The organism is Arthrobacter sp. StoSoilB22 (genome assembly GCF_019977315.1).
GTDB lineage: Bacteria > Actinomycetota > Actinomycetes > Actinomycetales > Micrococcaceae > Arthrobacter.
Genome location: NZ_AP024652.1, coordinates 2,821,807 through 2,847,729 on the forward strand (window position 1 = coordinate 2,821,807; position 25,923 = coordinate 2,847,729).

Sequence of the window (25,923 nt, forward strand, 5' to 3'; positions counted from 1 at the left end):
TGCCCCTAAGCATCGTGTTTAGGGGCATTATCTGTACAAAAACCGGACGCGGGGCCCAGCTAGGCGCTTGCGACCGGCCCCGCCCACTCCCGAGGTAGACCGTCGGCTCCGGCACCCGCCGGAGTGACGTCGTCGGCGATTTCATTCAAGACTCGCGCTGCGTACTTTTCGCCAACCCAGAGGTGCTTGGCGCCGTCGACGCCGACAATCCGGGCTTGAGGCACCACAGCGAACCGCTGGGCTGCTTCAGCAGGCTGCAAGTAGTCATCGTGCTCCGGCACCAGCACTGTGAGCGGCTTACCGGACTCGGCCCACTCCTTGAGGTGCACGTCCGTGGCCCGGTGCAACGGTGGCGACAACAACACGGCACCTTCGATCTCCGAGGCAACCGGCTCCACCGCCCCGTACATCAGGGCCAGTTCAGTTCCGAAAGACCACCCCACCAGCCAGCGGTGCGGCAAGCCGCGTTCAACGGCGAAACGGACGGCGGCCTCGACGTCGTACCGCTCACCAATGCCCTCTTCGAACTGACCATCGCTGGTTCCGCGCGGCGATGCCGTGCCCCGCGTATTGAACCTCAGCACGGCGACGCCGGCCAGCGCCGGAAGCCTGTACGAGGCCTTGCGGTACACGTGCGAATCCATGAATCCACCGTGAGTGGGCAACGGGTGGAGGGTGATCAAGGTGGCAGTAATTTCCCCTGACGCCGGGAGCGCGAGTTCGCCCAGCAGGACCTTGCCGTCCTCTGTGGTGAACTCCACGTTCTCGCGCACAGCGGGAAGGACCGTGGAAGCACGGATTTCCGAGGGCGCATTCTGCTGGGTGAACACGAACGAGGCGGGGTCGAAAGTCATGGTTCCAAGCCTAAGCGAATCAGCGGTAACGGTACGTCCGGCCCGTCCAGCAGTTGGTGTGCCAGTGCCTGCGTTCGGCCAGCCCTGCGGCCTGTCCAAACAGATGGCTGTCGGACCACACCACCAAGTGGGCGATACCCGGGACGATGGCAGTGGAGCAGCCAGGGCAGATGTACTGCTTCTCCGCTTTCCTGGCCGTCATGGTTCGCACCATCCAGTCACCATCCGGGGCGCTTTCCCTCCTGGCGATTCCGGCACGGGCCCGCTCAAGGTCCAGCTCCTGCGCCGGTTCAGTCCACTTTCCACCGGAGTTGCCGGAGCGTGTGCTGGACGCGTTGCGACGGGGACGGTTGGAGCGGGGCATACTTCCATTCTGCCCCAGCCATACCGTTGCAGACGGTAATGTGGGGCGGGTGCGACTCGTCATAGCCCGTTGTTCTGTTGATTACGTTGGCCGCCTCAAGGCCCATCTCCCGCTCGCCACCCGGCTCCTGCTGGTCAAAGCGGATGGTTCGGTGTTGGTGCACTCCGACGGCGGCTCCTATAAGCCGCTGAACTGGATGAGTCCCCCCGCGACCCTTCGGGTGACCTCACCGGAGGAGACCGAAGTGGAGGAAGGGGTGGTGGAACAGTGGACTGTTCAGTCCGCCAAAACGGATGACCGCCTCATCATCAATATCTACGAGCAACTGCACGACACCTCGCACGAGCTCGGCACCGATCCCGGCCTGATCAAGGACGGCGTCGAAGCGGATCTTCAGAGGTTGCTGGCCGAGCAAATCGAACTTTTGGGGTCCGGTTACTCCCTGATTCGGCGCGAGTACTTCACAGCTATCGGTCCTGTGGACATTTTGGCCAGGGACGCGGCCGGGGCCACTGTTGCCATCGAACTAAAACGCCGTGGAGACATCGACGGCGTTGAACAACTCACGCGTTACCTCGAGCTGCTCAACCGCGACCCCCTGCTGGCACCGGTACGGGGAATTTTTGCCGCACAACAGATCAAACCCCAAGCGAAGGTCCTGGCCAACGACCGCGGAATAGATTGCGTCACCCTGGATTATGACGCCATGCGCGGCGTGGATGACAGCGAGTCACGGCTTTTCTAGGTTCCCGTCTTCGGGAGGGTGTGCCGCAGGCCACTAGAATCAAGACCATGACTGTTGCATCCTCCCCATCGTCCGCTCCAAGCCATCAGATCATTAAAGGAACGCTTGTCAGCGACGGCGAGGTGGTGGAAGACGGATTGGTTGCCGTCGACGGCGACAGGATTGCCTATGCAGGCCCGGCCAGCGCCTTCGATCCGGAAGAATTCGACGGTTTTCGCAACGCGATCCACTTAGGCATCCCCAGCGGTAGCTACCTCTTCCCCGGCCTCGTTGACGTGCACTGCCACGGCGGCAATGGCGGCGACTTCCCTGGCGGTGAAGAATCTTCCGCGCGCAAGGCCGTGGACTTCCTTCATAGATCAGGTACCACCACATTCCTTGCCAGCATGGTCACTGCTCCCCGGGAAGACCTCCTCCGGGGTATCGAGCTCTATGTGAAGCTCGTGGATGAGGGACTGGTGGCCGGCATTCACCTTGAAGGGCCGTTCCTCTCCCATGCCCGATGCGGGGCCCAGAATCCCGACTACTTGTTGGAACCGGATCTGGAGCTCATGGACGAGCTGGTGGGTGCCGCGGCCGGCAAGCTGTCCACCATGACCTACGCCCCCGAACTTCCAGGCGCAGCTGCCCTGGTGGACCTGATGACTTCCCATGGCGTTACTCCCTCCTTGGGCCACACCGACTGCGACGACGCCACGGCCGCGGCGTCGCTCGCTGCGGCACGGGAGGGACTTGAGTCGGCAGGGTTCGACGGCGTCAGCTCGCTTCCCACCGTGACGCACCTCTTCAACGGGATGCCGCCCATGCACCATCGCGCCCCGGGTCCCGTTGCGGCGTGCCTGCGCATGGCGCAGGAGGGAAAGGCCGTTGTTGAACTCATTGCAGACGGAACGCACCTGGCCCCGAGCACCGTGGCAACTGTCTTCCAGTTAGTGGGCGCCGGAAACATCGTCCTGGTCACGGATTCAATGGCTGCCGCAGGATTGTCCGATGGCAGCTACATGCTCGGCCCGTCCCCGGTCACCGTCAGCGACGGCGTGGCCACACTCGATGCCACGGGATCCATCGCCGGAGGCACCTCCACCCTCTTGGAAGTTGTCAGCAAAACGGTGGCAGCCGGCGTCGGACTTCCCGACGCGATTTGCTCGGCAACAGCGGTCCCGGCCGCGGTCCTTGGACTTTCCGATGAAATAGGAGGGCTCCGAAGAGGACTTCGCGCCGATGTGGTGGTAACAAACCAGGATCTGCAACTGACGGGCGTAATGCGCAATGGGCAGTGGTTGTCCTAGATTCCCGGTGTCCGGGTTCCTACACCCTCCTTAGAAAAGGCCGTTGAATTGTCGGACCCGGCGTTACCTTCTTTTTACCGAAAATTTTCCTGAATTGCCCAAAAGACCGTTGACCTCCGGCAGAGCACATGAAAGTGTTATAGCAGTCTTTGTGTAGGTGTTTTTCATGCTCGCAAGACCAGTTGCGAGCGTGAAGCTCCTGCGAATCAATCAGGCCCAGGCTTGGTTGGTATTCGGGTCTTCTCGCGGAGTAACAAATCCGGTACGAGGTGTATCGGACTGATGTTCCACAATGAGGAGATATACATGGCACTGGGAACCGTCAAGTGGTTCAACGCCGAAAAGGGCTTCGGCTTCATCACCCCGGATGACGCGGATGGGGACGTTTTTGTCCACTACTCCGAGATCCAGACCGGTGGCTTCAAGACCCTCGACGAGAACCAGCGCGTTCAGTTCGAGATCGGTCAGGGAGCCAAGGGCCCCCAGGCAACCGGCGTTACGGTCGTCTAGTCGTACCTGTTGATCCCTGCATATTGCGGAGACAACACAACTCGTTGACCCTGGCTTTCCAGCCGGGGTCAACGTGTCTTAATCGAGGAAACCCCGGCCACCCTCTGCGGGTTCTCAACAACGACTGTTACTAACCATGAAGAAATACCAAACGCGCCCTTCGAATAGGCGTTGACAATTCAACCAACCAAGCTCCGGAGCAGCCGTGCGGAATGCCGGACTGATAATCCAGGAAGGTACGCCCTGCTGAGCGCGCGACCTATTGCAGGAAGATGCAGTGGGTCTTGATAATACATGTACAACGTTCTGTACTCGGGTTGGAATCTCGACTTAAATGAGGCCAGGGACCTGAATCCGTAAACGGGCTCCAAGGCCTGTCCCACCACCTCAAGTATTCCGGCCAAACCTTTGGCCCTCTGCTCGATCTCCCCCTCTTCCCGGGCCAAGGGCGACCCGGACAAGGAAATAAGTTCCACGGAGTCCCGCAAATGCAATACTGCCGATGCGATGAGAAACTCCATGACCCCGGGAAAAGCGTCGCCGCGCCGCCGCATGAAGTCCAACGTCCAACTGACAACAACGCCGTCTTCATACACGGGAAGCCAACTGGTGACGCCATAGACGAAGCCCGTGCCATCAACCGCAACGCAACACAGGACGTCTTCATCATCCAACTCGTCCAGACCGCCCATAGTGAAACCCATTTCCGGGATCTTCTTTTGGGCTGCCCACTCTTCCGAGACTTCACTCACTTGGGCGCGTACCCCGAGCGGCAGTTCGGAGTAACGACCCCAGTTTGCCGTGATCCCCATCTTCGAGGCGCGGTTTAGTGAGGTCCTGACGTTCTGCCACTCCTTGCCCCTGAATTCCAGGCCCCTAATTCGTAGGCGGGTTTCCTGGGCGACAGACACACGGCGGAAACCGCGTGATTGCAGCATGGGCCACAGCTCGTCTGTGCAGGAGTAGAGGCACGGAGTCAACGCACGCTGGGAGCAGAAATCCAGGAACCCTTGGGCGGTCACCGCATGGTGCTGACGCGCTCCGAAGGGACCGGCCAGCGTCAATGCCACGTGACTGTGCTGTTGGTAGGCCACTCCCCCGGTTCCATCTGGAGTGAACCAATATTTGTTCGGTTCCCACAGTGCCATCCATGAGAGCGAATCTCCTCCCCTCTTCACCAGGGCACGGGCCGCCTGCCGCGCCTGGCGGTCAAGTCCTCCGGCGTGATGTCCCCGGATTAGCAGCACCCACACACCAAGTAGCGCTACGAGCCAAAACAGTGTGCCCGAATAGGAAAAGAGGAAGACTTCCAGCACATCGCGCTCGGCGAAGACTTTACGGTAAACGCCGGGAAGCGGAACGGGGAGGTACTGCCTGGCAAGTTCAGCCGCCAAACCCAGCAGACCGCCGTCGCGAACCAACCCCCCGGAGGCCAACCACACCACCGTGTAGGCCAGCGCCAGGCCTCCCCCAGTCAGTCCGACCAGCAAAAACACCTTCCGGCGGAGACGATCAGAAGTCTCCACCCGGAAATGGCCCCTGTAGACAAACAGGAGCAACGCCAACGCCAAGGGAACCAGCACCAGCGGAATGATATGAACCACTGCCGTATTGAGCATCCCCGCATGTGGTCGACCTGGGGGCCGCGGGATGCCGGCAAAGAGAGCAAGGTAGATCGTGGACAAGGCCACCACCACCAACTGCACCCCGATTGCGATTCCCAAGGCCAACCGCCGCCCACGCCTCATGCCGTCGGCGCAAATGAGTAGCAATACAACGGGAACCACCGCCAGTGCCAATCCGAACGGCCCTGTGTAGCCTTGGCGGGTTATGTCGAGGCAGGTGACGTCGATGGTTCCCCCGCAGTTGCTCTCCAGCTGACTTAGCGTGGGCAGCGGGTTGAGGATGACATCCCTGAGCAAAGCCAAGGGTCCGGACGGGCTTTTTGCCGCAGCGGTCACGATGGGACCCACGGCGAAAATTGCCATGGTCAATGAAAGAAGGTTGCGGATTTCCCGGCTGGTTGACCTGTGCAGGTGGAGATGGCCCTGGCTGCTTTGCATCCACCACCCGGTCAGTAGACCTATGAGCGCACCCAGGAAGCCCACCACGGTCTCCGCATGCCCTACGTACAGAACCAATAGCAGGGAAATCGCGAGCACCACGGTCCTCAGGCGCCGTTGCCACAAGGTGGGCAGGATCGCACTGGCTGCCAAAACGGTGGTGAGGACGGCGCCGTAGGGGCCGATCAGGCGGATGCCGGCCATTCCTGATAGCCAGCCGTCGCCGAGGTATTGGGCAACCTGGGTTACAAGGAGGAAGGCGGATACGCAGGCGAACTGGCCACCAAAGAGCACTCCGGCCGTCCTGAGGGATCCCAGGTGCCGCTCTGCCAAGCCAAGGAAAAACAGAATCATCAGGACAGCCGTGACATAGGCCACTGGATTGGTGGCGAAGAACAACGACGTCCAAATAGACCACCATTCTCCGGACCGCAGACCCTCCAGCGAAACACTGGCAACGGAAAGCCAAGGCTCCGCCGGGCCCGTCAGGAAGCTCGCAGACACCAAAGACAGGCCAACAAAGAGGGCGAGAACCATCATTGTGAACGGCGTTGATCGCAGATGCCGTCCTGCTTGGCCCAACGCAGGTCTGATCACGCCTTTGACGGCCAGGCTCACCGCCGCAACCCCCATCGGGAGGCAAGGAAGTCGAGGCCACCGGGCATGCCACGTATCACGGCGTCCCATGAGTGCCCGGCCTGTGGAATTGAATGTTCTTCAGTTGCAAAACCGGCGTTTCTTGCAGCGTCCGCAAGCTCATGCATGTAGCTGGTGAACTCATGGTCAGCCTCACCTGAAACCAGGTACACACCGCTTCCGGAGAAATCGCGTTGCTGCATCAACACCAAAGGTGTCCTGGACTCGAACGATTCAACATCACCGTCGAACGAGTCCGAGATTGTCTTGCTTCTGTCTTTAGCGAGTGCAGGTTCCCGCTCGGCGGCGAAGGGAAGAATGGACGCGAAAAGGTCCGGGTGGGAGGTTCCCATCTGCATGGCACACGTGCCGCCAAAGGAAAAACCGCCTACAGCCCACAGCTTGTGATCCCTGGAGACATCCAGCGTTTCAGTGATCCACGTGGGTACATCCTGCGAAAGATACGTATCCACGGAAGCGATTTTGCTATCCATACACATGGTGTTGGCATTGGCTGATCCGTTGGGGTCCACCACCACGGTGACAGGGGCGATTCCCTTATGGGCTTCAGCGTACTGGTCCAGGAGGGACCGGAGCTGGCCACCGGTAAGCCAGTCCGCAGGACCGCCTGGTTGACCAGCGAAGAGGACAAGCACAGGCAAGGTTGGACGTTCTGCAGTCTGGTAGGCGGGCGGCAAGTAAATATAAGCATCCCGTGCGTTGAAACCTGAAGCGGTTCCAGGAATGGCGGCTTTGCGCAGGACGCCGTTTCGGGGCATGGAATCGGGGGCTTTCCATGCGGACAGGGCAGGGCCTGGCTTTGCATCCGGACTGCGTTTGAGGCTCGCTTCAAGTGGCTGTATGCGTGCCACCGCGGTACCCAGCAGGTCCGAGACCGTGTTGTTCAGTCCGAAATAGAGGTTTATCTGGACAACGCATAAAAGAAGAACGCCGAACATCGCCGCCACGCTGAACGAACGGCCGCGCCAGGAATTTCGGGGAAACCGCGCAACGCACAGGAGCACTGCAGCGACAGCTGGTACCGCCCAAGCCACGGTCTGAAACGGCAGGTTCTCCGAGAATGAGGCCAACAGATCCACAAGGATCCAGTGAATAAGGGCCACTACCCCGATCGCCACAAGCAGGCTGGCCGGTACCAGCAGCAGCCAGGATCGTCGTCGCCGCCATAGGAGGTAGGCCCCGCCAACTCCGCCGCAGGCGATACTGAACCAAAGGAAAGGCCCATCCACCAAGCTGACGTCCGAAAGAAGATCCATAACGCCTAACGCCAGGTTCCGACGCCGATGACCGGCCCCGCTTCGAGCCAGGACGACAAACCAGCATAGGCATCGAAATTCATGGCGAGCATGAACTTCTGACCTTCATACTGCAGTTCAACCACCACGACGCCGGGCTGAATCCGGACGAGCTCGTCTTCCGTGGGCTGACGGCGTCCCAACAATTCAAGGGAGCTGCGCGTGAATTTATGTTTGGGGATAACGCTCAGGGACATCAGGCGGAACCACTCGAGCTCGTTGTCCTGATAACGACAAACCCCCATCTGCCAGCTGTTTCCAGCCATGCAAATGGAGGCGTCGACCGTGCCCAGGGCGCGCCGCAGATTGAAGCGACGCACCCCGAAAAGGCACAGTGAAATGATCAGCAACGTAAACGCTGTTGCCAGGGCGATGAACGGAATAAGGGAATCGTCCATCAAGGTCGTGCTATCGGATCCCCGCTGTAGCCGCTTCGCCCAATTTGGCGTTGTCAGCAACAATCACCACGCGATCGTTGTCGACGGAAAAGAATCCGCCGTCAACGACTACTGCAATGCGATCACCGGAAACCGGCTGGATTGCCAGCTCGCCCGCGGCCATGATGGCCAAAAGGGGCGAGTGGCCCGGCAGGATTCCGATTTCACCATCGCTGGTGCGGGCCTTCACCATCTTGGCCGCACCGGACCACACGAAGTGGTCCGCTGCGACAATCTCAACCTCGAGCTCAGCCATACTACTTGGTCTGTTCCTGGATCTTGGCCCACTGACGCTCGACGTCATCCAGGCCGCCGACGTTGAAGAACGCCTGCTCTGCGATGTGGTCAAGCTCGCCGTCGCAGATAGCCGTGAAGCCTTCCACGGTGTCCTTGATGGACACGGTGGAGCCTTCGACGCCGGTGAACTGCTTGGCGGTGTAGGTGTTCTGGGAGAGGAACTGCTGGATACGACGTGCACGGGACACGACGATCTTGTCCTCTTCAGACAGTTCATCAACACCGAGGATGGCGATGATGTCCTGAAGTTCCTTGTTCTTCTGCAGGATCTGCTTTACACGGACAGCCGTGTTGTAGTGATCCTTGCCGATGTACTGGGGATCCAGAATACGGGAGGTGGACGTCAGCGGATCAACGGCCGGGTACAAACCACGGGAGGCGATTTCACGGGAAAGTTCCGTGGTCGCGTCCAGGTGTGCGAAGGTCGTTGCCGGAGCCGGGTCGGTGTAGTCGTCAGCCGGCACGTAAATGGCCTGCATCGACGTGATGGAGTGACCCTTGGTGGAGGTAATGCGCTCCTGGAGCAGACCCATCTCGTCAGCAAGGTTGGGCTGGTAGCCCACAGCGGACGGCATACGGCCGAGCAGCGTGGAGACTTCCGAACCTGCCTGCGTGAAGCGGAAGATGTTGTCGATGAAGAGCAACACGTCCTGGTTCTGAACATCGCGGAAGTACTCCGCCATGGTCAGAGCAGACAGAGCCACGCGAAGGCGCGTTCCCGGCGGCTCATCCATCTGGCCGAAAACAAGGGCGGTGTCCTTAAGAACGCCTGCCTCTTCCATTTCAACCCAGAGGTCGTTTCCTTCACGGGTACGCTCACCAACACCGGCGAATACCGAGGTACCACCGAAGTTGCGGGCAACACGGGTGATCATTTCCTGGATCAGAACGGTCTTGCCAACGCCGGCGCCGCCGAACAGGCCGATCTTTCCACCCTTGATGTACGGGGTGAGAAGGTCGATGACCTTGATGCCGGTCTCGAGCATCTCCGTGGAGCCCTCGAGGGACGCGAAGGACGGAGCCTTGCGGTGGATCGGCCAGTAGGCGTCTGCCTTGATCTCGGACTCTTCGACGTCCAGCGGCTTGCCGAGAACGTTGAAGATGTGGCCCTTGACGCCGTCGCCGACGGGCACGGAGATGGGAGAGCCGGAGTCCCGCACGGTGGTACCGCGGACCAGGCCGTCGGTTGCCTGCAGGGAGATGGCGCGAACGAGGTTGTCACCCAAGTGCTGGGAGGTCTCGAACGTGATGGTTTTCGTCTGGCCGTTGAGAGTGATCTCAGTGGTCAGAGCGTTGTAAATCGAGGGGATTGCGTCAGCCGGGAATTCGACGTCGACAACCGGACCAATAACACGGGCAATGCGGCCGGTGGCACCGGCCGTAGCTACGTGTTCGGTAGCAGTGGCAGTCATCTCTCTCACTTCACTCAGTAGATGGCGTGGGGTTAAGTTTATCTGTTTGGTGCAGGTGCGGCTTTGAGCCGAATCCGTTGCTGGCTAGGACGCGAGGGCGTCTGCGCCGGCCACGATTTCGGAAAGCTCCTGCGTAATCTCGGCCTGGCGGGCCGTGTTGCGAAGGCGCGTGTACTTCTTGATCAAATCCGTAGCGTTGTCACCGGCCGACTTCATAGCGCGCTGGCGGGCTGCGAGCTCGGAAGCTGCGGCCTGCAGCATGGCTGCGAAAATGCGGGACTCGATGTAACGCGGAAGCAGTGCGTCAAGCACCTGCTCTGTTTCCGGTTCAAACTCGTACAACGGCAACAGCTCGGATTCCGAGGCTGCTTCCTCCTCTACGACCTCCAGCGGAAGCAAACGGATGACCGTCGGCTCCTGCGTCACCATGGACTTGAAGCGGGTGTACACAACGTGGATCTCGTCCACGCCGCCCTCTTCGAAGTCGGTGGAGAAGTCTTCAAGAAGTGCAGCTCCGACTTCCTGCGCGGTTTCGAATTCCGGTGCGTCCGTGCCACCGGTCCATACGCGGGCGTAGGACCGGTTGCGGAAATCGAAGTACGCCTGCGCCTTGCGGCCAACCAGGTACGCCTTGACTTCCTTGCCTTCTGCGTGAAGAAGCTCGGTGAGACCTTCAGCCTGCTTGAGCACACTTGCGGAGTAGGATCCTGCAAGACCGCGGTCCGATGTAATGATCAGGACTGCGGCGCGGCGGATCTGCTCCGGCTCGGTGGTCAGCGGGTGGTCGATTTCGCTCTGAGTTGCGACAGCAGAAACGGCGCGGGTAATCGCGTTCGCGTAAGGCAGTGAAGCTGCTACGCGGGCGCGGGCCTTACCGATGCGCGAGGTAGCGATCAGTTCCATCGCCTTGAAGATCTTGCGCATCGACGTCGTCGAGCTGATCTTCTGACGGTAGACCCGAATCTGGGCTCCCATACTTATCCTTTCCTAAGTTCCCGATGTGCTGCCCTGCCGGGGCCCTTACGGACCCCGGCAGAGCAGGTTATCGAAACTAGCGCTTCTGCTTGACGATCTTTTCCTGGTCGACGTCGCCGCCGGAGATCGCTGCGTGCTCTTCGTGGCCAGCGCCAACCAGGTGGTTGTCGCCTTCGCCGAAGAAGCCCTTCTTGAAGGAAACAATGGCTTCCTTCAAGGCTGCAGCGGTGTCGTCATCCAGGACGTTGGTCTGAGCCAGCGTGGTCAGGATGGAGGACTTGTGCGTGAGGTGCTCCAGGAACTCGGACTCGAAGCGGCTGATGTCCTCAACCGGAACGTCGTCCAGGTAACCGTTGGTACCGGCCCAGATGGACACAACCTGGTTCTCAACCGGGAACGGTGAGTACTGGCCCTGCTTCAGCAGTTCCATCAGGCGTGCACCACGGGTCAGCTGCTGACGGGAAGCAGCATCCAGGTCAGAGGCGAACATAGCGAATGCCTGCATGTCGCGGTACTGAGCCAGGTCCAGCTTCAAGGTACCGGAGACCTTCTTCATGGACTTGACCTGTGCAGCGCCACCAACGCGGGAGACGGACACACCAACGTCAACAGCGGGACGCTGGTTGGCGTTGAAGAGGTCCGACTGGAGGAAGATCTGGCCATCGGTAATGGAGATCACGTTGGTCGGGATGTAGGCAGAAACGTCATTTGCCTTGGTCTCGACGATCGGCAGACCGGTCATGGAACCTGCACCGAGCTCGTCGGAGAGCTTGGCACAACGCTCCAGCAGACGGGAGTGCAAGTAGAAAACGTCACCCGGGTATGCTTCGCGTCCCGGCGGACGACGCAGCAGCAGGGATACGGCGCGGTAGGCTTCGGCCTGCTTGGACAGGTCATCGAAGATCACCAGAACGTGCTTGCCGCCGTACATCCAGTGCTGGCCGATGGCCGAACCTGCATACGGTGCCAAGTACTTGAAGCCGGCGGGGTCAGATGCCGGGGACGCCACGATGGTGGTGTACTCCAGTGCGCCGTGATCCTCGAGGGTCTGACGAACGGCTGCGATGGTGGAAGCCTTCTGGCCAACACCAACATAGACGCAACGTACCTGCTTGGTGACATCTCCCGAAGCCCAGTTGGCCTTCTGGTTGATGATGGTGTCCACGGCGATGGCGGTCTTGCCGGTCTGGCGGTCACCGATGATCAGCTGACGCTGGCCACGGCCGATCGGGATCATGGCATCGATAGCCTTGAGGCCGGTCTGCATCGGTTCGTGAACCGACTTGCGTTCGGTAACGCCCGGAGCCTGAAGTTCCAGTGCACGGGTGGCCTCGGCCTTGATCTCGCCGAGGTCATCGATGGGCTGGCCCAGGGGGTCGACAACGCGACCCAGGAAGGCGTCGCCAACGGGAACGGACAGGATCTCACCGGTACGGTGAACTTCCTGGCCTTCTTCAATACCGGTGAAGTCACCGAGGATAATGACACCGATCTCGCGGACGTCAAGGTTCTGGGCCAGGCCCAGCGTGCCATCTTCGAAGCGAAGCAGCTCGTTCGCCATGACCGAGGGAAGACCCTCAACACGGGCGATGCCGTCACTTGCGGTGGTCACACGACCAACCTCTACGCGCTCTGCGTTTCCGGGTTCGTAGGACGCCGCGAACTCGTTCAACGCATTACGGACGTCGTCGGCGTTGATGGTCAATTCGGCCATCTGCAGTCCCTGCTCTCCTGTTTTCGTGATCATCGTTGCTCACGATGACCGGGTTTTATATCAGTTAAGTTGTGCTTTGTCTTCGCTAGCCAGCGAGCTGGCGGCGGAGTTCGGTCAGGCGGGCGATAACCGAAGCGTCGAGCACTTCGTCACCCACCTGCACGCGGATTCCACCGATCAGTGCGGGATCAACATTGACGTTGACCTTCAGTTCGCGGCCGTACAGGGCATCCAGCCCGGCCTGCAGACGGCTGGCCTGCGTTTCCGTCAACGGACGGGTAACGCTGACAGTTGCAATCCAGCGCTGCTGACGTTTGGCTGCAAGCTTGGCGAATGACTCGACGAGCTTGCTCGGCTTGACACCACGCGGCTGCGTAACTGCCTGGCTGATGAGAACTTTTGCTTCCTCGCTGCTGCCAGGAACAAGTTTCTCGGCCAATGCAATCTTCGCCGCTGGTGATGCCTGCGGCTCAGACAGAGCACGTTGTACTTCGTGGCTGGAGGCGACGGCCTGGTTGAAGGCAAACAGGTCGTTTTCCAGCTCTTCCAGCCCCGTGATACCGGAGGCAGAAACGGCCGACTTGTTTTCAGCTACGGCAATGACAACCGTGGCGGCAAGCGTCTCGAGTGCATCGCCGATATCGCGTGCCGATGCCCAGCGCGAGCTGGCCAATCCGCCTGCAATCTCAGCAGCATCAGCGGAGACTTTTCCGCCAACCAGCTGCTTGACCAGCGCCGACTTCTCGTCACCGGAACGGGACGGGTCAGTCAGGGCGCGGCGCAAGCCAGCCGAGCTGTCCACCGTTCCCAGGATTCCGAAGAGGTCCTTAGCCAACTGCAGCGAGGCGAAGGGAAGCTTGGCTTCCAGCTGCGCCAGCGCTGTGGTCAGCGATTCGCTCGATATACCTGCCATTACTTAGCTGCACCTGCGCTCTGGGTCTCCAGATCTGCCAGGAAGCGGTCCACAACGCGCGCGGCACGCTGATCGTCGGTGAGTGCTTCCCCAACGATGCGGCCGGCCAGCGTGGTGGCCAATGTGCCAACCTCCGAACGAAGCGAGACAACAGCTGCCTGGCGCTCCGACTCGATGGCAGCATGTGCCTGCTCAGTGATGCGTGCAGATTCTGCCGCAGCCTTTGCCTTCAGGTCCGCGAGGATCTGGGCGCCTTCGGCGCGTGCTTCTTCGCGGATGCGGTTGGCTTCGGCACGGGCGTCGGTGAGCTGCTGCTTGTACTCTTCAAGAGCTGCAGAAGCTTCCGCCTGGGCCGCTTCGGCCTTTGCAATGCCACCTTCGATTGCTTCAGCGCGCTCTGCGAAAGTCTTCTCGAACATCGGGACAACAAACTTGACCACGATGTACATGAGGACCGCAAAGCCCACGAGGACTACGCCCATTTCCCAGACGTTGGGAACGAGCGGATTAGCCTCCGCAGCGCCTTCAGTGGCGGCTGAGATGATCAGCTGATTCATATTTCACCCGTCCTATCTACTCGTGCTTGGGATTCGCTTGGGTTCCAGGACTAGGAAAGAACGAAAGCGAAGACCAGGCCGAGGATGGCGAGAGCTTCAGTCAGAGCCAGACCAAGGAACGCGATCGGCTGCAGCACACGCTGAGCTTCCGGCTGACGTGCAACACCGTTGATGTAAGCGGCGAACACGAGACCCACACCGATACCACCGCCGATGGCCGAGAGACCGTAGCCGATGAGGTTGAGGGAGCCGTTGATGGTGCCTTCCATTTTTTCTTCCTTTCAAGATGCCGCCCGTGCGGCAGGTTGTTTGGGTTGCTTCATCCCCGCGAGGGGAAGTTTTGGGAGCCTAGTGGCTGTCGGCGTGCAGGGCGCCTTCGATGTAGATCGCGGTCAACAGTGTGAACACGTAAGCCTGCAGGGCCATGATCAGTGCTTCGAGCATGTACATGGCCACGGCGCCTACCAGCACCAGTACCGATGCGCCCTTGAGCAGGACGTTCTCCTGCATAACAAGGAACTCGATGCCGGAACCGGCGAGCATGACGATCAAGTGGCCTGCCAGCATGGTCGCAAACAGACGGAGGCTGTGCGTGACCGGGCGGACCAGGAAGTTGGAGATGATTTCGATCGGTACGACGATCGGAAGGATGTACCACGGAACACCGGAGGGAACGGTGGCGAGCTTGAAGTACTTCAGGCCGTTCTTCTTGATGCCGATGGCGATCCAGGTGACATATACGATGCCGGCCATGACGTAGGCGCCGCCTACATGCGAGAAGCTCGGGAGCTGGATCAGCGGGATGGCGCCATAGATGTTGTTCACCAGGATGAAGAAGAACAAGCTGAACAGCAGCGGGACGTACTTGATGAAGTCCTTGCCGCCGATGATGTCCTTGGCGATGCTGTTGCGCACGAAGCCGTACGCCATCTCGCCTGCGAACTGCAGCTTGCCGGGTACCAGCTGCTGCTTACGTGCAGCGAGGATGAAGAATGTAGCGATAATGACGACCGAAAGGATCACCAGCAACATCTGCTTGGAGAAGCCATCGTGCGCACCCCAAGGCAGGATTGCCGGCAGGTGCATTTCGTCGATTCCGGGTGGGGTGAATGACCCCGAATCCTGGGCGGGGAGCGCAAGCGCGATCAACGCGTTTCCTCTCTGCTGTGTCCATCATTGGGCATTGGTTGGAATCCGGACGCGTTGGACGCATCTGTAATCCATGTGAAATTATTTGGCATTACTGTCCCCGTCCGTGGACGGACCGCTGTCTGCTTTGCTCTCGCCAGATGAGGAGCTTTGTCTGGTGAGGCCATGCATATGGGAAAGATAGAACCCTCCTGCGGCTCCCAGCAGAGCGCCAAGGAGCACAATCCAGCGGGTCCCCCACAGATTATCCAGACCCCAGCCTATCAAACTCCAGACAATGATCCCGCCAATGATGTAGCTGAAGACGGCTATGCCGGCGTTGTATCCGCCATCGTTTCCGGCTTCTGCTGATTCACCATGTTTGACGGGCTGCTGAGTAGTGGCCCCGGGGCGTGTATAGCGCTTACGCGGAGACATCCGGGCCACCCTTCTGCTCCTCTGGATCGTTGTAGATCTGGAGACGGGCCTTGCTGAAGCCGTAGATTTCGGCGGCTTGCCAGAACACGACTGTCACAACGGCACCGATGAGGAACCATCGGCCATGGAGCCAGTCCGGAGCACCCAGCACAAAAAGCACTACAGCAAAGCCGACCACCTTGATGAAATATGTTGCAACAAAGAGGCCTACTGCGCCGGAGGGGTTGTTACGGCCAACAAAGTGACCGATCAAAAGGCTGATTCCAAAGAAGAGCATGACCAGCACGGCACCGAACGCGGCTGATAGCGCGCCTTGTCCGCCGTTCATGAAGGCCGCAATCACGCACGTGACAGCAGTGGCTGCCAGAGCTGCTACGGAACTAAGAAGAAGCAACCGGAGCCACAACGAGGACGGCTTGCCAACGGCCCCAACACCACGTTTACCGGACGGGTGTCCGGTTTCGGCGTTGGATGTCATGGGGATACCAATCCTCGTGGCACGGGTGCCATATTCTCAAAGTGGGGTTACGGGCGAGTGACTGTCCGCAGTAAGAATTCTACATGAGATAGAACTGTGACCATAACCGACTCTCACAACTACTCCCCCGGACGCGTCGAGTTCCGGGTGAAGTAGGGCCACGCCGTCACGGCAGCCATGACCAGCGCTGCCGCTACGAGGACAATGAGCACGATCTGCCATGGGAACACCGCAAAGGCGACGCCGCCAAAGGCAAGAATGCTCGTCCAAACATAAAGCATGACGACGGCGCTGCGGTGCGAGTACCCAAGGTCCACCAACTTGTGATGAAGGTGCCCGCGGTCAGCGGACCACGGTGACTGGCCTCTGGCTGTTCTTCGGACAACGGCCATCCCCAAATCAAGAAGGGGCAGGGAAAGCACGGCAAAGGGCAGCAAGATGGGAACAATTGTGGGGATACCGTTGGCGCGGTCGTAGAGACCGGAGCTGATCTGCCCGGTGGCCACGACGCCGGCCGAAGCCATGAGCAAGCCAATGAGCATCGCCCCGGAATCTCCCATGAAGATTTTGGCGGGGAACCAATTGTGCGGCAGGAATCCGATGCAGCTGCCAACCAGGATGGCCATCAGGAGTGTCGCGAGGTCCGAGTTGTCCGTGGACGGATTGTTACGGTGAACCCAGTAGGCGGTAAGGAAGAAGGCTCCGCCACCGATGATGGCGACGCCGGCGGCCAATCCGTCCAGTCCATCAATGAAATTGACTGCATTCATGGTGGTAACAATTAGCCCTGCGGTCAGCGCAATCTGAACTACCTCGGACTCAAGGACAATCGGTTCCGGGATGAAGGGAACCACAGACATCCGCACGCCCCAGATGGCCACGATCAACGCAGCTGCAGCCTGGCCCAGCAGTTTGATCCACCAACGGATGTCAAGGATGTCATCCGCCACCCCCACAGCGACGATCACCACGGCACCCGCCAGGATCCCCCAAGGTGCATCGTTGTGTCTGAAGATGTCCTTAACGAAGAAGGAATTGCTCGCCACCACCAGGGCGACGAAGAATCCGACAAAGATGCCCAGTCCACCGAGTTTTGAGATCAGCGCCGAGTGCATGTCACGGCTACGGATGGGCTGATACAACCGCAGCTTGTTTCCCAGCACGCGGGCACCCCACGTCCCGGCGTACGCTACAACGGCCGCCGTCAGGGCCATCAGCATGTACATGATCATGACGCGGCCCCGGAAAGCAGCCTGCACACCAAACGGTTGGATAGGACCACCGAATGCAGCCGGCGGGATCGAATGCCGTCGGGTTGTGGGCAGCTCAAGGTGTGGAAATCTGTCTTTGGATAAATGGAACTACTCCGTCGCCATGCCTGCACCGGCTGTGCCGAATGTTGCGGGATTTCTGTGGACTCTAGTCACGATACTAATGCCAATGGCCGTGACCACCCTGTGACGCAGCCGCCATGTCCCAGCGTGTTTGGCTGGGATTCAAGCCGCGTAACAGCTACCTGACAGGCTCTTGGACGTTACGCAGCGCGTAGATCCCGTTCAGTACCTGAGCATTGGATCGCGGGACTTTCAGGCTGTGGCGCAGGCCCTTGAGAAGCCCGGCCAACAGCACCTTACGATTCGGCGAGGCGGCAATCGTGCGGGTCCAGTTGCGCAATGAAGCACCCGTAAAAAGAACCTTTTCCCACGGTGCCAAGGCGTTCGATCGAGTGTAAACCCAGAGCTTGTTTCGCACTTCATAGTAGAAGCGCGCGCCAGGATCCGCTCCGGCGTCGCCAAAGACCTTCGTATGGTGATTGGCCACTGATGCGTTGGTAGTCAGCGCGGTCCCTCTACGAGAAATCCTGGCGGTGTACTCCAGATCGTCATTCCAGATGAAGTAGTCCGCGATGGGCAGGCCGTGCTGTCTGATTTCCTCAGCACGAATCAGCACCGACACGAAGGAAGCACTGCGGATTTGGGTGGCACCCAGCCTGGCAGCAGCGGTGCGCGCGTTCTCGCTTGCCCCCATACGCGGCCGCATGCGGTTCATCGGGTGGTCGCGGCCATCAGTCCACACCACACGGCTGGCGATGAACGCCGGTGCCTCTCCGGTTTCCCGAAGGTAGGACTCGGAGAGGTCCAACGCCTCGCGCAGGGCGTTCGGCTGAGGTTCGGTGTCGTCGTCCATGATCCACACGTGATCCGCCCCGTGGTCGAGTACAGCCCGTTCCATGCCGACGACGAAACCCCCGGCACCGCCCACGTTGGTGTTCAAGGTGACCACATCAGTGGTCAATGCGCCGTGGTACTGCTGGAGGAACTCAGCGGTTTCATCCGTGGAGGCGTTGTCCACGATCACGACGGCGTCCGGTACCTGTGTACCTGCAGCAATGCCGTCCAAGGTGGTCTGGAGAAGTTCACGCCGGTTATAGGTCACTACAACAGCGACCACGACAGGGTGGGACGTCATTTACTTGCCTTTGGTCTTGGATGGTCGGAAACGGCGCCCGATCAGCAGGCCAGCCAGCTTCCAAGGTTCAACAAAAACTCTGTAAGCCACGCGGCCCGGGTGAAGGACCAGCCGCCAGGCCCACTCGAGTCCTAGGCGACCAAGCCACCGCGGCGCCAGTTTCTGGATGCCCGCAACCTGCTCAATGGCGCCGCCGACGGCGCAATAAACGGCAGCCGGCAGATGGGCGAGCCTGCGGTGAAGGACAGCCTCCTGAAGGGGCATCCCGAGTCCCAACAGGACCAACTGCGGACGGAAGTCCGTCAGCCAGTCCACCACCGCATCTTCCAGGGTGCTGTCCCACCCCTCACCGGGCATTCCGTCCACTGTTGCACCGGGGACGATAGCGCGCAGCCGGGCGACCGCCGTCGTATTGGCCGCGCGTCCCGCGCCTACTACGGCCACGCGCTCCAGCCCCTTGACCTTTCCAAGCTCCGGGATCCAATCCATGGAACCCAGCCGGTATGCCATGGTTCCCTCACCCAAGGGCTGGAGTTGACGCTTGTGGGCTAGCCCCCAGAGCATCGCGACGGGAGCACCATCCAAGAGGACGATCGAGCTGCCCTCATACAAAGAACGGACATCCGGGCGCGAATGAAGCAACGTGATGCTGTGCAGATTGTGGCCAAGAACGGTAGCGGTTGATCCGGCTGAAATGAGACTGCCCATTGCGTCTATAACCTCATTGACGCGCATCGGCGTGGCGTCGACGTCAAGGACGGGGACGCGTTGACGCTCCGGAATCATTCGGACTTGGCTTCGTTGGAGGCCTCCGGCTTTGCAGTCTCATGGGTTGACTCCTCGACGACGACGGCGTCGGCTGCAGTTTCTTCAACTGGGGTCTCTTCAACTGCGGTCTCTTCACCTGGGGTCGCTTCAACTACAGGTTCTTCGGTTGCCGTGTCATCAGAAGCCGGCGGCGCAGCAGGAATGGTTTCACCAACACCCAGGATGGACGGAACGATCTCGCGAAGCCGTTCCAGCTCAATCGCTCCTTGGCGCACCACCCGGAACGGAGTGGACGTGGCGTCCACAATCGTCGAGGGCAAGGCAGCAGTTCCCTTGACCGGACGGAAGCCGCCTTCGAGGTAGACCTCAACGGACTCCGCCAGTTGGAGTCGCGCTTCCGAGGCTGTCTGTGCCGCTTCCTGGCCCGTCCGGTTGGCGGAGGAAACAGCCAAGGGGCCCGTGAGCCCCAGGAGTTCCAGGGCGATCTGGTCGTCGGGCATCCTCAGGGCAACGGTGCCCTTGGTCTCGCCGAGGTCCCAGTCCAAGGACGGCTGGGCATGAAGGATCAGCGTCAACCCACCGGGCCAGAAGGCTTGGGCCAGCGCCCGGGCATCGGCTGGTACGTCGGTGGCCAGTCCGTCCAGGGCGTTGACCCGTGGAATCAGGACCGGAGGAGGCATTTGACGGCTGCGCCCTTTGGAGGCCAACAACATGGTCACGGCCAACGGCGAGAAAGCATCTGCGGCAATACCGTAGACGGTGTCTGTTGGCAGCACGACGCACTTCTTCTCGCTGATGGCGCGCTGGGCATGCTGAAGCCCTTCAGAACGCTGGTCATCGGAAGTGCAGTTATAGGTTGTGGTCACAGCGCCATTCTTTCACTCATCAGGAGACAGGCTTGCCAGGATCGCGCTGGTGGCACGTTCCTTGCCGTTCAGGTCGTAGTGCGTGGTGACGTTGTTCCAACGTCCGGTTCTTTGCAGCATCCGGCAGATCCATGCAGCCTGGACTTCCGCGTGCTCCATCACAAAATAGCCACCGGGCCTGAGGAGACGGGCCGCTGAGGCAGCTGCCGCGGTCGGAAGTACCATGCCGTCCGCTCCCCCGCCGTAAAGCGCCTCTGGTGGATCGTGCAGTGCAACTTCAGGCTCTGTGGGGATCGCTTCGGCCGGAATGTACGGCGGATTGGATACGACGACGTCGAAGGTTCCGTTGTGCTCGGGAAGGGCATCCCGTAAGTCGCCTTCAATAAGTACCACGCCCAGCGGTTCGAGGTTTCTGGCAGCCCAGGCTTGCGCGAGCGTGCTGAATTCCACCGCATGCACTTCAGCGCCTGGGATTTCGTAGGCGATGGAGCCGGCGATCGCACCTGATCCTGTGCCAAGATCCACCACCTTGGGACTTTGCAGTCCTGAGAGGTGGTCGATGACCAACTGAACAACTGACTCCGTTTCGGGACGCGGAATGAAAACGCCCGGACCCACCCGCAACGCCAGGTGCCGGAAATATGCGACGCCGGTGATGTGCTGGAGGGGGACGCGTCCCGCGCGTTCCTCCACCAGTTCCCGGTAACCTTCGGGAGCGGGAGTGTCGCCGAGCAACAGGGCACGGAGACGACCAAGGCCGACGCCCAGTAGGTGATCGGCAAGCAACTCGGCATCCACACGCGGGCTGGGTACGCCGGCGTCGGACAGGACAGCAGTAGCCTCGCGGACAGCGTCCGCGAGGCTTTGGCCTTGGTGAAACGTCATGGATGTACTCTGCTGTGGTTGTTCGGCGCTGTGGTTGTTCGGCGCTGCTCTGATCGGCAGGTCGTTACTCGCCGATTGCGTCCAGGCGTGCCTGCTCGTCAGCTTCAATGGCTGACTGGATCACTGGTTCAAGATCACCGTTCATGACGGCATCAAGGTTGTAGGCCTTGTAGCCGGTTCGGTGGTCAGCAATACGGTTTTCCGGGAAGTTGTACGTACGGATGCGCTCGGAACGGTCCATGGTGCGGATCTGCGACTTGCGCTGTTCCGAGTTGGCGGCGTCAATCTGTTCCTGCTGGTGGGCCAGGAGGCGGGCGCGGAGAACGCGCATGCCGGCTTCGCGGTTCTGCAGCTGCGACTTTTCGTTCTGCATTGCTACAACGATGCCCGTAGGCAAGTGAGTAATGCGTACAGCGGAGTCGGTGGTGTTCACGGACTGGCCACCGGGCCCGGATGAACGGTAAACGTCAATCTTGAGGTCGTTCTGGCTGATCTCGAGTTCTTCGGGCTCATCAACTTCGGGAAGCACCAGCACGCCGGCGGCCGAAGTGTGAATGCGGCCCTGCGACTCCGTGACGGGTACGCGCTGCACTCGGTGGACGCCGCCTTCAAACTTCAAACGGGCAAAAACGCCCTGCGCAGGATCGTTGGAGTTGCCCTTGATGGCAACTGCAACGTCCTTATAGCCACCCAGATCGGATTCAGTGGCGGAAATCATTTCGGTCTTCCAGCCGCGCGACTCCGCATAACGCATGTACATGCGCAGAAGGTCGCCGGCGAACAATGCAGCTTCGTCGCCGCCTTCGCCACCCTTCACTTCAAGGATGACGTTGCGGGCGTCGTCCGGATCACGCGGGATCAGCAGACGACGCAGCCGCTCTTGTGCGGCGGGGATCTGTTCCTCCAGCTGCTCCACTTCGGCAGCGAATTCGGGATCCTCGTCAGCCATCTCTTTGGCAGCTTCCAGGTCATCGTTGAGCCCGCGCCACTTGTTGTACGCCTCCACAATGCCCTGAAGCTGAGCTGACCGCCGCCCCAACTTCCTGGCAGCAGACTGATCGGCATAAACAGCAGGATCACTCAACTGCGCCTGAATAGCAGCATGCTCATCAAGCAATCCCTGTACGGACTCAAACATTTTCAAACCTCTTTCGACTCGCAGACAAGTCTAGTTGCGACGATTGGTGACTTAACGACCAACCGCTCAAATAAGCCGGCCAGCGAAGGTGACGGCAACGCTCAAGGTGACCTGACCGCCGTCGAGTAATTTTGCCGGCCCGGAGTGGCATCGGGCCTGTCGTAGCGTTGCTGCTGACGTACGCAGTATGTCAGCAGCAACGCGAAGGGGCGGGGCCGGCAAAATTACTCGACGGCCCCACCCCAGATAACGCTATTTGTCGTTGTCCGACTTCGCTCCGAGCGTCGTCTTCTGAACCTGCATGAGGAACTCGACGTTGCTCTGCGTCTCCCGGATCTTGTTGGTCAGCAGCTCAAGGCTCTGCTGCTGCTCCAGGCCCGAAAGGACGCGGCGCAGCTTCCACATGATCTTGACCTCTTCAGGGGAGAGCAGGTTCTCTTCACGGCGAGTACCGGACGCATTGACGTCCACGGCCGGGAAGATGCGCTTGTCTGCCAACTGGCGGGAAAGGCGGAGCTCCATGTTGCCGGTGCCCTTGAACTCTTCGAAGATGACCTCGTCCATCTTGGAACCGGTCTCGACGAGTGCGGTTGCAAGGATGGTGAGCGAGCCACCGTTTTCGATGTTGCGGGCTGCACCGAAGAAGCGCTTCGGCGGGTACAGTGCTGCAGAATCGACACCGCCGGACAGGATGCGGCCGGAGGCCGGTGCTGCCAGGTTGTAGGCACGGCCCAGGCGGGTCATGGAGTCCAGCAGAACCACCACGTCCATGCCCATTTCCACGAGACGCTTGGCACGTTCAATGGAGAGCTCGGCAACGGTGGTGTGGTCGTCGGCGGGACGATCGAAAGTGGAGGCAATGACCTCGCCCTTGACGGTCCGCTGCATGTCCGTGACTTCTTCGGGTCGCTCGTCAACCAGAACCATCATGAGGTGAACCTCAGGGTTGTTGGTGGTGATTGCATTTGCGATGGACTGAAGGATGAGCGTCTTGCCGGCCTTCGGCGGGGAGACGATCAAGCCACGCTGGCCCTTGCCGATCGGTGCCACGAGGTCGATGACTCGCGGGCCAATCTTCTTGGGGTCGGTTTCGAGACGCAGACGCTCGGACGGGTACAGCGGCACAAGCTTGGCGAACTCGACGCGATCCTTGAGCTCTTCGGGCGTCTTGCCATTGACGGAAGTGACGCGAACCAGCGCATTGAACTTCTGGCGGGCGGACTGCTGACTGCGGTCCTCACCGTCACGCGGTGCGCGGATGGCACCGACGACGGCGTCGCCCTTGCGAAGGTTGTACTTCTTGACCTGAGCCAAGGATACGTAGACGTCGTTTGCACCGGGCAGGTAGCCGGATGTACGGATGAACGCGTAGTTCTCCAGTACGTCCAGGATGCCGGCGACAGGCAGCAGGACGTCGTCTTCGGTTACTTCGACGTCGTCGACGTCCGGTCCCTGCGCGCGACCACGGCGGCGTTCATTGCGGTCACGGAAACGGTCGCTGCGGGTATTGCCGTCACGGCTGTCCTGACCCCCACGACGATCGCTACGGTCGCTCCGGTCGTTCTGCTCGTTGCGGTCACGACGGTTGCGACGGTTACGGCGGTTGCCGGTATCGTCGCCGTCGTTGTTGTCGTCACGGCGACCGCGGGTGTTGTCGCGACGCTCGCCGCGCTGGTCGCCCGAATCGGACTGTTCGCGCTGCTCCGAACGGTCGGCGCGCTGCTCACGCTGCTCCGAACGATCGGCACGCTGCTCACGCTGCTCCGAACGATCGGCACGCTGCTCACGCTGCTCCGAACGATCGGCACGCTGCTCGGCTGCGGGTGCTTCTGCTGCTTCGGCAGGCGCGGCGGCAGCTTCGCCGCGGCGCCGGTTACGGGTGCGTGGCTGACGGCGCTCCGTAGCGGCCTCAGCGGTCTCGACGACCACCGGAGCGTCAGCTTCGGGTGCGGCTGTTGCCTCGACCGGGGCAGCAGCGGCCTCAGCAGCTGCTACGACTCCGTCGCTGGTGGCACGGCGGCTGCGGCCACGACCGCGGCCCCGCGGTGCTTCCTGGGCAGGGGCTTCCTCAGCCACCGCGGCAGGCGCGCTGGTTTCCTTGGAAGCTTTTGGCTCTGCAGCCGGTGTTTCCTTGGCCGCAGTTGCCTTGGCCGTGGCCTTGGCGGGCGCCTTGGTGGTGGACGTTCCGGCACGATGTGCAGAAATGGCCGTGACCAAGTCCCCCTTGCGCATGCGGGATCCCCCGGAAATGCCCAGTTGGCTCGCAAGAGCCTGAAGCTGGGCGAGCTTAAGGCCTGCAAGGCCGCTGCTCTTGGTGGTTGCTGCAGTTGACGAATCAGCAGCAGAAGATGTTGTGTCCACAGCTGAAGCCAGCTCAGTGGTTTCTGTCACGAAGGATCCTTCCCCCTCGACGGCGTCCAGAGCGAGAGCTGGACGCGATGATTTGTTCTGGGCTGCAGTTCAGATCTGCAGCCGGTGACTTGGGCCGTGCCTGATGGATTATGGCCAACAGGGCCGGATACTGATCGTCATCACTGGATCCAGTTGCCCGGACAGCCGGCGTGCGTTCAGGGAACAGAGAGATTTCTGCGGCACCTGAGACAGGCCGGAAAGAGACGACACCACCGACGTTGGCACAGTTGACGAAAGGTACGGCAAAACACCGAGATCCAAAATCAGGGAACTGCCCGCGGCTTTACCGGCGGTGCACTTCCACTCTAGCACCTTGAACGTCCACAGCCAGCGTCATCACGCGCCAACTGACGTCGGGTGTGTTGACCGCCGTGAACGCTTCAATGAATTCAACAACCGCAGCGGCTTGGTCAGCACCATTAGCCAGCACCATCACTGTGGGACCAGCGCCGGAAACAACGGCCGCATGGCCCGCACCACGGAGGGCTGCAAGGAGGTCGGCGCTGGGCCGCATGGCCTGTGCCCGGTAGCTCTGGTGGAGGTAGTCCTCCGTTCCCGGGAGCAGCAAAGCGGGATCCGCAGTGAGCGCATGGATCAGCAAGGCCGCCCGCCCGGAATTCATGGCCGCCGCGTGGTGACCAACCGATGCGGGGAGTAGACCGCGCGCAGTTTCAGTAGCGAGCTCGTAGTCCGGGACTGCCACTACAGGAATAACCGACGACGCGACGTCAGCGCGCGTGCTGCTGTACTGCTCGCTGTCCTGCCATGACAGCGCCAGTCCGCCGAAAATCGCGGGTGCGACGTTGTCCGGATGCCCTTCCATCTCGCTTGTCAGCTGCAGGATCCAGTCACGGTCCTGCCGGGATTCCGAAGGGACCAGCGCATTGGCGGCAGTAACCGCGGCTACTACAGCCGAGGCTGAAGATCCCAGCCCCCTGCCATGAGGGTTGACGTTATCCGCAATGATCTTCAGGCCCGATCGCTGGTAGCCAAGGCGATCCAAGGCAAGGTCAATAGCGCGCACAACCAAGTGACTTGCATCACGTGGGAGAGTCTCAGCGCCCTCACCGGAGAGCTCAAACTCAAGCTCCCCGGTGCTGAGGGTTTCCACCGTCAAGGTGTCGTAGATGGACAGGGCCAAACCGAGGCTGTCGTAACCGGGGCCCAGGTTGGCACTCGTACCAGGGACCTTGACGGTCAGCCGCTGGCCTGCCGCGACGAGTGCACGATCGGTCGCGGTGGGCTGCATTGATTCCACT

Annotated in this window: 26 protein-coding genes; 3 read left to right on the forward strand and 23 right to left on the reverse strand. The window is 60.6% G+C overall.

Annotated features, from left to right (window positions below):
- Nucleotides 1-59 precede the first annotated feature (59 nt).
- Nucleotides 60-854 (reverse strand): alpha/beta hydrolase, encoded by a 795-nt coding sequence (locus tag LDN70_RS13145; RefSeq protein WP_223940508.1) that lies wholly within the window; start codon nt 852-854, stop codon nt 60-62.
- Between the two features lie 19 nt (nt 855-873).
- On the reverse strand, nt 874-1,218 hold the full coding sequence (locus LDN70_RS13150) for an Rv1322 family protein (protein WP_142938637.1): 345 nt from the start codon (nt 1,216-1,218) through the stop codon (nt 874-876).
- 49 nt (nt 1,219-1,267) lie between these two features.
- On the opposite strand from LDN70_RS13150, the gene nucS reads away from it, so the two are divergent.
- The 3 genes from nucS to LDN70_RS13165 all read left to right on the forward strand — a co-directional run bounded on the left by nucS (nt 1,268) and on the right by LDN70_RS13165 (nt 3,762).
- A complete protein-coding gene (gene nucS, locus LDN70_RS13155) occupies nt 1,268-1,963 on the forward strand; it encodes an endonuclease NucS (protein WP_014922168.1) in 696 nt (231 codons plus the stop codon).
- A gap of 47 nt (nt 1,964-2,010) precedes the next feature.
- Nucleotides 2,011-3,252 (forward strand): N-acetylglucosamine-6-phosphate deacetylase, encoded by a 1,242-nt coding sequence (locus LDN70_RS13160; protein WP_223940509.1) that lies wholly within the window; start codon nt 2,011-2,013, stop codon nt 3,250-3,252.
- Between the two features lie 306 nt (nt 3,253-3,558).
- Nucleotides 3,559-3,762, forward strand: a complete 204-nt coding sequence (locus LDN70_RS13165) for a cold-shock protein (RefSeq protein ID WP_017199737.1) — start codon at nt 3,559-3,561, stop codon at nt 3,760-3,762.
- Between the two features lie 179 nt (nt 3,763-3,941).
- Here the strand turns inward: LDN70_RS13165 and LDN70_RS13170 are convergent, their stop codons facing one another.
- From LDN70_RS13170 to thrB, 21 genes are all read right to left on the reverse strand, one after another.
- Nucleotides 3,942-6,458 (reverse strand): DUF2156 domain-containing protein, encoded by a 2,517-nt coding sequence (locus LDN70_RS13170; protein ID WP_223940510.1) that lies wholly within the window; start codon nt 6,456-6,458, stop codon nt 3,942-3,944.
- The gene (locus LDN70_RS13175) at nt 6,440-7,738 is read right to left on the reverse strand and encodes an alpha/beta hydrolase (protein ID WP_223940511.1); all 1,299 of its coding nucleotides are present in this window, start codon (nt 7,736-7,738) and stop codon (nt 6,440-6,442) included. Before LDN70_RS13175 ends, LDN70_RS13170 begins: the two co-directional genes overlap by 19 nt.
- A gap of 5 nt (nt 7,739-7,743) precedes the next feature.
- Complete coding sequence (locus tag LDN70_RS13180; protein ID WP_142938633.1) at nt 7,744-8,175, reverse strand: DUF2550 domain-containing protein; 432 nt, start codon at nt 8,173-8,175, stop codon at nt 7,744-7,746.
- Between the two features lie 10 nt (nt 8,176-8,185).
- Entirely contained in the window at nt 8,186-8,470 is a 285-nt protein-coding gene (locus LDN70_RS13185) for a F0F1 ATP synthase subunit epsilon (RefSeq protein ID WP_014922172.1), read from the reverse strand.
- Between the two features lies 1 nt (nt 8,471).
- Complete coding sequence (gene atpD / locus LDN70_RS13190) at nt 8,472-9,923, reverse strand: F0F1 ATP synthase subunit beta (RefSeq protein ID WP_091468394.1); 1,452 nt, start codon at nt 9,921-9,923, stop codon at nt 8,472-8,474.
- An 84-nt stretch (nt 9,924-10,007) separates the two neighbouring features.
- Nucleotides 10,008-10,898: a F0F1 ATP synthase subunit gamma gene (locus tag LDN70_RS13195; protein ID WP_011775258.1), complete on the reverse strand. Its 891-nt coding sequence runs from the start codon at nt 10,896-10,898 to the stop codon at nt 10,008-10,010.
- 76 nt (nt 10,899-10,974) lie between these two features.
- Nucleotides 10,975-12,612, reverse strand: a complete 1,638-nt coding sequence (atpA, locus tag LDN70_RS13200) for a F0F1 ATP synthase subunit alpha (RefSeq protein WP_011775259.1) — start codon at nt 12,610-12,612, stop codon at nt 10,975-10,977.
- 85 nt (nt 12,613-12,697) lie between these two features.
- A complete protein-coding gene (locus LDN70_RS13205) occupies nt 12,698-13,525 on the reverse strand; it encodes a F0F1 ATP synthase subunit delta (protein ID WP_142938632.1) in 828 nt (275 codons plus the stop codon).
- Nucleotides 13,525-14,082 (reverse strand): F0F1 ATP synthase subunit B, encoded by a 558-nt coding sequence (locus LDN70_RS13210; RefSeq protein WP_011775260.1) that lies wholly within the window; start codon nt 14,080-14,082, stop codon nt 13,525-13,527. The genes LDN70_RS13205 and LDN70_RS13210 overlap by 1 nt, the downstream gene beginning before the upstream one ends.
- A 50-nt stretch (nt 14,083-14,132) precedes the next feature.
- Nucleotides 14,133-14,351 (reverse strand): ATP synthase F0 subunit C, encoded by a 219-nt coding sequence (atpE, locus tag LDN70_RS13215; protein ID WP_011775261.1) that lies wholly within the window; start codon nt 14,349-14,351, stop codon nt 14,133-14,135.
- 79 nt (nt 14,352-14,430) lie between these two features.
- Entirely contained in the window at nt 14,431-15,231 is an 801-nt protein-coding gene (gene atpB / locus LDN70_RS13220) for a F0F1 ATP synthase subunit A (RefSeq protein WP_142938631.1), read from the reverse strand.
- 81 nt (nt 15,232-15,312) lie between these two features.
- Nucleotides 15,313-15,648 (reverse strand): hypothetical protein, encoded by a 336-nt coding sequence (locus LDN70_RS13225; protein WP_142938630.1) that lies wholly within the window; start codon nt 15,646-15,648, stop codon nt 15,313-15,315.
- Nucleotides 15,635-16,126, reverse strand: coding sequence for a Cg1360 family ATP-synthase-associated protein (locus LDN70_RS13230; protein ID WP_142938629.1), 492 nt, complete (start codon nt 16,124-16,126; stop codon nt 15,635-15,637). Before LDN70_RS13230 ends, LDN70_RS13225 begins: the two co-directional genes overlap by 14 nt.
- 119 nt (nt 16,127-16,245) lie before the next feature.
- Nucleotides 16,246-17,358 (reverse strand): MraY family glycosyltransferase, encoded by a 1,113-nt coding sequence (locus LDN70_RS13235; RefSeq protein WP_142938667.1) that lies wholly within the window; start codon nt 17,356-17,358, stop codon nt 16,246-16,248.
- Nucleotides 17,359-17,638: 280 nt separating this feature from the next.
- On the reverse strand, nt 17,639-18,595 hold the full coding sequence (locus tag LDN70_RS13240) for a glycosyltransferase (RefSeq protein WP_223940512.1): 957 nt from the start codon (nt 18,593-18,595) through the stop codon (nt 17,639-17,641).
- Nucleotides 18,596-19,381, reverse strand: coding sequence for a WecB/TagA/CpsF family glycosyltransferase (locus LDN70_RS13245; protein WP_223940513.1), 786 nt, complete (start codon nt 19,379-19,381; stop codon nt 18,596-18,598). It abuts the gene before it with no gap.
- On the reverse strand, nt 19,378-20,229 hold the full coding sequence (locus LDN70_RS13250; RefSeq protein WP_166840201.1) for an L-threonylcarbamoyladenylate synthase: 852 nt from the start codon (nt 20,227-20,229) through the stop codon (nt 19,378-19,380). Before LDN70_RS13250 ends, LDN70_RS13245 begins: the two co-directional genes overlap by 4 nt.
- Before the next feature lie 12 nt (nt 20,230-20,241).
- Complete coding sequence (gene prmC, locus LDN70_RS13255) at nt 20,242-21,114, reverse strand: peptide chain release factor N(5)-glutamine methyltransferase (protein WP_223940514.1); 873 nt, start codon at nt 21,112-21,114, stop codon at nt 20,242-20,244.
- A 64-nt stretch (nt 21,115-21,178) separates the two neighbouring features.
- Nucleotides 21,179-22,252 carry a peptide chain release factor 1 gene (gene prfA / locus LDN70_RS13260; protein WP_166840197.1) on the reverse strand — a complete coding sequence of 358 codons (1,074 nt, stop codon included), beginning with the start codon at nt 22,250-22,252 and terminating at the stop codon, nt 21,179-21,181.
- 252 nt (nt 22,253-22,504) lie between these two features.
- Entirely contained in the window at nt 22,505-24,643 is a 2,139-nt protein-coding gene (gene rho, locus LDN70_RS13265; protein WP_223940515.1) for a transcription termination factor Rho, read from the reverse strand.
- Nucleotides 24,644-24,947: 304 nt separating this feature from the next.
- Nucleotides 24,948-25,922 (reverse strand): homoserine kinase, encoded by a 975-nt coding sequence (gene thrB / locus LDN70_RS13270; protein ID WP_166840193.1) that lies wholly within the window; start codon nt 25,920-25,922, stop codon nt 24,948-24,950.
- Nucleotide 25,923: the final 1 nt, after the last annotated feature.

Excerpts from the sequence above, each read along its gene's own strand:
- LDN70_RS13185 (WP_014922172.1), bottom strand. The coding sequence starts at position 8,470 with ATGGCTGAGCTCGAGGTTGAGATTGTCGCAGCGGACCACTTCGTGTGG.
- LDN70_RS13225 (WP_142938630.1), bottom strand. The coding sequence starts at position 15,648 with ATGTCTCCGCGTAAGCGCTATACACGCCCCGGGGCCACTACTCAGCAG.
- LDN70_RS13165 (WP_017199737.1), top strand. The coding sequence starts at position 3,559 with ATGGCACTGGGAACCGTCAAGTGGTTCAACGCCGAAAAGGGCTTCGGC.
- LDN70_RS13145 (WP_223940508.1), bottom strand. The coding sequence starts at position 854 with ATGACTTTCGACCCCGCCTCGTTCGTGTTCACCCAGCAGAATGCGCCC.
- atpA (WP_011775259.1), bottom strand. The coding sequence starts at position 12,612 with ATGGCCGAATTGACCATCAACGCCGACGACGTCCGTAATGCGTTGAAC.
- atpD (WP_091468394.1), bottom strand. The coding sequence starts at position 9,923 with ATGACTGCCACTGCTACCGAACACGTAGCTACGGCCGGTGCCACCGGC.
- prfA (WP_166840197.1), bottom strand. The coding sequence starts at position 22,252 with ATGTTTGAGTCCGTACAGGGATTGCTTGATGAGCATGCTGCTATTCAG.
- LDN70_RS13245 (WP_223940513.1), bottom strand. The coding sequence starts at position 19,381 with ATGATTCCGGAGCGTCAACGCGTCCCCGTCCTTGACGTCGACGCCACG.
- LDN70_RS13195 (WP_011775258.1), bottom strand. The coding sequence starts at position 10,898 with ATGGGAGCCCAGATTCGGGTCTACCGTCAGAAGATCAGCTCGACGACG.
- LDN70_RS13205 (WP_142938632.1), bottom strand. The coding sequence starts at position 13,525 with ATGGCAGGTATATCGAGCGAATCGCTGACCACAGCGCTGGCGCAGCTG.
- LDN70_RS13210 (WP_011775260.1), bottom strand. The coding sequence starts at position 14,082 with ATGAATCAGCTGATCATCTCAGCCGCCACTGAAGGCGCTGCGGAGGCT.
- LDN70_RS13175 (WP_223940511.1), bottom strand. The coding sequence starts at position 7,738 with ATGGATCTTCTTTCGGACGTCAGCTTGGTGGATGGGCCTTTCCTTTGG.
- LDN70_RS13160 (WP_223940509.1), top strand. The coding sequence starts at position 2,011 with ATGACTGTTGCATCCTCCCCATCGTCCGCTCCAAGCCATCAGATCATT.
- LDN70_RS13230 (WP_142938629.1), bottom strand. The coding sequence starts at position 16,126 with ATGACATCCAACGCCGAAACCGGACACCCGTCCGGTAAACGTGGTGTT.
- LDN70_RS13170 (WP_223940510.1), bottom strand. The coding sequence starts at position 6,458 with ATGGGGGTTGCGGCGGTGAGCCTGGCCGTCAAAGGCGTGATCAGACCT.
- prmC (WP_223940514.1), bottom strand. The coding sequence starts at position 21,114 with ATGACGTTTCACCAAGGCCAAAGCCTCGCGGACGCTGTCCGCGAGGCT.
- LDN70_RS13150 (WP_142938637.1), bottom strand. The coding sequence starts at position 1,218 with ATGCCCCGCTCCAACCGTCCCCGTCGCAACGCGTCCAGCACACGCTCC.
- atpE (WP_011775261.1), bottom strand. The coding sequence starts at position 14,351 with ATGGAAGGCACCATCAACGGCTCCCTCAACCTCATCGGCTACGGTCTC.
- LDN70_RS13180 (WP_142938633.1), bottom strand. The coding sequence starts at position 8,175 with ATGGACGATTCCCTTATTCCGTTCATCGCCCTGGCAACAGCGTTTACG.
- LDN70_RS13235 (WP_142938667.1), bottom strand. The coding sequence starts at position 17,358 with ATGATCATGTACATGCTGATGGCCCTGACGGCGGCCGTTGTAGCGTAC.
- LDN70_RS13240 (WP_223940512.1), bottom strand. The coding sequence starts at position 18,595 with ATGACGTCCCACCCTGTCGTGGTCGCTGTTGTAGTGACCTATAACCGG.